This is a genomic window from Mycobacterium sp. (genome assembly GCF_032162605.1).
Classification (GTDB): domain Bacteria; phylum Actinomycetota; class Actinomycetes; order Mycobacteriales; family Mycobacteriaceae; genus Mycobacterium.
Genome location: NZ_JAVROT010000329.1, coordinates 1 through 2,925 on the forward strand (window position 1 = coordinate 1; position 2,925 = coordinate 2,925).

The window sequence follows — 2,925 nt, forward strand, 5'->3', positions numbered from 1 at the left end:
GAGGGCGAACTGCCCGGCAAGTCCGTCGTCGACCCGGCAGGCTCCGTGCGCGTCGATGTCGAGATGATCCTGAACAGCATCCGCGGCAGTGACTTCCTCGTGTCCGGACTGGTCTACAACGTCACAACTGGTCACCTGGATGTGGTCGTGCCACCCACGCCGCTACGACCCCAATAGCGCTCAATCCCGCATGGTGCCAGCGGGTATCGTCGGCCTTCCCGGCGCGGTTCGGTCGGTTGCGGCTTTCCTTCGAAGGCCGGAGCGACGCACACCGATGGCTCACAACACCCAGTAACCTCGCGCCGTCTGAAGATGTGACAGGTCAGACCCTGGTCGCAGAGTTGGTGCAGGACGTCGATTGATCGGTGCGGCCGATGAGTGCCATAAGCTATTGAGGCTTTTTCCCGGATGGGGTGCGGTGCATTGTTGCCATAGTTGCACAGCGCTTTTGAAGATGAGGCGGACTGTGATCGTTCCAGTAAGGGGTAGCAATGACGAATCCGTCCGTTCAGTCTGTTCCGAAAATCGTTCTCATCTCTGGGGCCACTGGTGATACCGGGCGGCCAGCCGTGTCGGAGTCGATCGCGCTGGGACTGAAGGTTCGCGCGTTCGTGCACAGCGTTGATGCACGTGCGCAAGCTTTGGCAGACCTCGGCGCCGATGTCGTCGAGGGTGATCTGCTGGACATCAACACGGTTCGTCCGGCGATGGAAGGCGTTGACGCCGCCTACTTCGTGTGGCCGGTGCAGCCAGGTCTCATCCACGCGACGGTCAACTTCGCTCAGGCCGCGAAGGAAGCGGGCGTAGGCACGGTGATCAACTTGTCGCAACGCTCGGCGAACCGGTGGTCGACCAGCGATGCGTGCCGTGACTCGTTCATCGCCGAAGAGGTGCTGAATTGGTCCGGTGTGAATGTCGTACATCTTCGGCCGACCTATTTCTTGGAGTGGCTCCTCTATCCGTGGCAGTTGCCCTACGTGCAGCAGGGTGTGCTGCGCATGCCCGTCGGAAAGGGTCGTCACTCGCCGATCGCCGCGGACGACCAGGGTCGGGTCATCGCCGCGCTGTTGCACGATTCTGACGGCCACATCGGCACCACGATCCCCATCTCTGGACCAGTCGAGATGGACCACGAGCAGATGGCGGCCGAACTCTCCGAGGCTTTGGGCAGGAAGATCGTCTTCCAGGATTTGCCCGTATCGGAGTACGTCGAGTCTCTAAGGGACATGGGCGTTCCGCCCTACGTCGTCCAGCATCTCAGCGGTGCCATGGTCGACTATCAGAACGGGCACATGTCCGGGGCCGACGACAACGTCGAGAAGCTGACCGGGCGGAGATCGATGACCGTCGGTGAGTTCGCACGCGCCCACGCCGACTTACTGAACGACATGAGCTGATGGCTCGATCCATGGTTACGCATGCCCGTGGTCCAACGCCGTCGCCTTCCACTTCGTTGGTCGGATGGATTGCAGTAGAGCCGGTTTCGGGTAGCTCAGTCTCGTTACTTTGGCGGGGCAACGTGGCGCAGGTGTGCGGGCAGAGTGTGCCACCCCGGCGGCGAGCGCGATGTGAAGCCGCTCCGCGGCACGCCCGAAGTGAAGCTCGGTGGCAACGGCCACGAACGCCTCGAGCTGACGCAACTCCATGGGACCTGAGATTAAGCGATTCCCTCCACCGGCGCCGCAGGTGCGATTGATCGTCACACCCGATCAGTGAGCGCGGATATTGACCCTTTTTCCCAGTTGATCGGCGGCGCATTGTCTAGTCAAGCCGCTCAACGGCTTTCACCACCGCTTCGGCAACACCATCGCTCAGTTCGACCCCAGCAACACACCAACAACCATGAGGAGCACGTCATGACAACCCCGACGAAGACCAACCCCGTCATCTTCATCCACGGCCTGTGGATCCATTCCGCCGCCTGGCAGCCCTGGATCGAACTGTTCGAAAGCCACGGCTACAGCGCATCGGCGCCCGGCTGGCCCGGCGACGGCCCCACCGTGGCTGCGACACGCGAGAACCCCGACGCCCTCAATGACATGGGCATCCCGCAGATGGTCGACCACTACGCGCAGCTCATCGGCACACCCGAGATCAAGCCAGTCGTGGTCGGCCATTCGTTCGGCGGCCTGATCGCCCAGGAACTGCTGGCCAACGGCGTGGTCGCCGCCGCCGTCGCCATCGACCCCGCCGCAATCAAGGGCGTGAAGGCGCTGCCCTTCGCGCAGCTGAAGTCGGCGTTCCCGGTACTCGGCAACCCCGCCAACCTGCACCGCACCGTCTCGCTGACGCCCAAGCAATTTCACTACGCCTTCGGCAACACACTGACCGAGGAAGAGTCCAACGCACTGCACGACGCCTGGACGATCCCCGGCGCCGGCCTTCCGCTGTTCCAGGACGCCGCCGCGAACTTCTTCCCGCACTCACCGGCCAAGGTCGACACCCACCTCGCCGACCGCGGACCGCTACTTCTGACCTCGGGCACCGAGGACCACACCGTCCCGCTCAAGGTCACCAAGGAAGTCGTCGCCATGTACGCCAAGGGCCCCGCCGACACCGAATTCCACGTCTTCGAAGGCAAGGGCCACTCCCTGACCATCGACAGCGGCTGGAAAGAGGTCGCTGAAGTCACCCTGAACTGGCTTGCCGCCAAGGGATTTTGACACTGCGACCCCCCGCGCTGATCACAGTTGAACACGCGGCGCGGGAACACGACCGGTTCAACGAGTTCACTATCAAGGAAAAGAGGAAGACAATGACCACCATTCTGGTCACCTCAGCCAACGGCGACACTGGCCGACCGATGGTCGACTACCTGCTCAAGGAAGGCTTCCAGGTGCGTGCCATGGTCCGCAAGGACGATGAGCGCGCTCAGCAGCTCCGCGACAAGGGCGTCGAGGTCGTCTTCGGTGACCTGCTCAACTT

Annotated in this window: 3 protein-coding genes and 1 pseudogene; 3 read left to right on the forward strand and 1 reads right to left on the reverse strand. The window is 62.6% G+C overall.

All coding sequences use genetic code 11. The features are described from left to right. Window positions 1-491 precede the first annotated feature (491 nt). The gene (locus tag QOI01_RS18940; protein WP_526383614.1) at window positions 492-1,397 is read left to right on the forward strand and encodes an NmrA family NAD(P)-binding protein; all 906 of its coding nucleotides are present in this window, start codon (window positions 492-494) and stop codon (window positions 1,395-1,397) included. A 165-nt stretch (window positions 1,398-1,562) separates the two neighbouring features. Here QOI01_RS18940 and QOI01_RS18945 read toward each other — a convergent pair. Further along, window positions 1,563-1,646, reverse strand: a pseudogene (locus tag QOI01_RS18945) (LysR family transcriptional regulator); the annotation flags it as partial. Window positions 1,647-1,856: 210 nt separating this feature from the next. On the opposite strand from QOI01_RS18945, the gene QOI01_RS18950 reads away from it, so the two are divergent. Continuing rightward, the gene (locus QOI01_RS18950; protein ID WP_526383616.1) at window positions 1,857-2,663 is read left to right on the forward strand and encodes an alpha/beta hydrolase; all 807 of its coding nucleotides are present in this window, start codon (window positions 1,857-1,859) and stop codon (window positions 2,661-2,663) included. Between the two features lie 92 nt (window positions 2,664-2,755). After that, a partial coding sequence (locus QOI01_RS18955; protein WP_526383618.1) for an SDR family oxidoreductase occupies window positions 2,756-2,925 on the forward strand: 170 nt, incomplete at its 3' end.

Coding starts and splice junctions, on each gene's coding strand:
- QOI01_RS18950 (WP_526383616.1), top strand. CDS start 1,857: ATGACAACCCCGACGAAGACCAACCCCGTCATCTTCATCCACGGCCTG.
- QOI01_RS18940 (WP_526383614.1), top strand. CDS start 492: ATGACGAATCCGTCCGTTCAGTCTGTTCCGAAAATCGTTCTCATCTCT.